This is a genomic window from Streptomyces sp. DH12 (assembly GCF_020873895.1).
GTDB lineage: Bacteria > Actinomycetota > Actinomycetes > Streptomycetales > Streptomycetaceae > Streptomyces.
On record NZ_JAHWGT010000108.1, the window covers coordinates 1 to 1,108 of the forward strand.

A 1,108-nucleotide genomic window follows, 5' to 3' on the forward strand; every position below is an offset into this window, starting at 1 on the left:
TCGCCTACCTGCCCGGCGGCGCTGTGGCCATGCGGTCGTCGCTCGACCCCGGCACGGTGCTGCGTTACACCGAGGCCGAATGGCGTGCCTTCGTCCTGGGCGCGCGGGACGGGGAGTTCGACCTGGAGACCTCACCGGAGGGAGCAGCGGCCTCCGAGTGACCCCTGCGTGGGCCTGAGGGGGCGGCCTCGTCACGCTCCTCGTGCTGTCCGGCGGCGGCGCAGGTCGCGCAGTACGACGGCTGTGCCGGTGACGACCGCGACCAGGACCGCGGTGATCCCCAGCGCGTAGGTGGCATGGCGTTCGTCGCGCTCCGCCGGCGTCTCCGCCAGGGAGAACGGGGCCACGTCAGGAGCCTGGGCCTGGGGCGCGCCGGGGTCGGGAGTGGGCGACGAAGGAGGGTCGGCGATGTCGGAGTCCTGGACGGCGCGGACGGGGTCGATCACTCCCCACCCGACGAAGTCGTCGTGACCGTTGACCGAACGCTCCGCCGTCTGCTCGATCTGCGTCACGATCTGGGCCGTGGTCCACCCGGGATGCTTCTCCTTGAGCAGAGCCGCCACCCCCGCGGCGAAGGGGGCCGAGAAGCTGGTGCCGCTGTCCGTGCACTGGCCGCCGCCGGGCACCGTGGAGACGATGTCGACTCCGGGGGCGGCCACTCCCACGAAGCTCCCCGTCTGGGAGAAGGCCGCGCGCTCGTTGTTCCGGTCGGAGGAGGCCACGGCCAGCACGCCGTCGAAGGCAGCGGGGTAGGTGTTCTTCTGCTTGCCGTCCAGGCCGTCGTTGCCCGCGGAGGCGACCACGACGACGTCCTGCTCGATCGCCTTGCGGACCGCCTCGGCCAGGGCCGAGGTGTTGGACAGCGGCTTGGTGGTGTCCTGGGAGATGTTGATGACGTCGGCGCCCTGGGCGACGGCGTGGTCGATGGCACGGGCCATGGTGTCGGAGTCGCCGCTGCTGTCGGCGTCGTTCTGGCGAATGGGGATGATGGTGGCGTGCGGCGCCAGACCGACGAATCCGGTCCCTTCCCGTGGCCGGGCCGCGATGATGCCCGCGACCTTGGTGCCATGCCCCACCTGGTCGTCGGTGGGGTCGCCGTCCTTCCCCC

Annotated in this window: 2 protein-coding genes; one reads left to right on the top strand and one right to left on the bottom strand. The window is 71.8% G+C overall.

Features of this window, described 5'->3' with window-relative positions; translation table 11 throughout:
* The coding region (locus LPA54_RS32785) for a DUF397 domain-containing protein (protein WP_228984401.1) at positions 1 to 161 on the top strand (161 nt) is incomplete at its 5' end.
* 30 nt (positions 162 to 191) lie between these two features.
* Here the strand turns inward: LPA54_RS32785 and mycP are convergent.
* Positions 192 to 1,108, bottom strand: a 917-nt coding sequence (gene mycP, locus LPA54_RS32790; RefSeq protein ID WP_228984400.1) for a type VII secretion-associated serine protease mycosin, incomplete at its 5' end; no start/stop codon positions are given.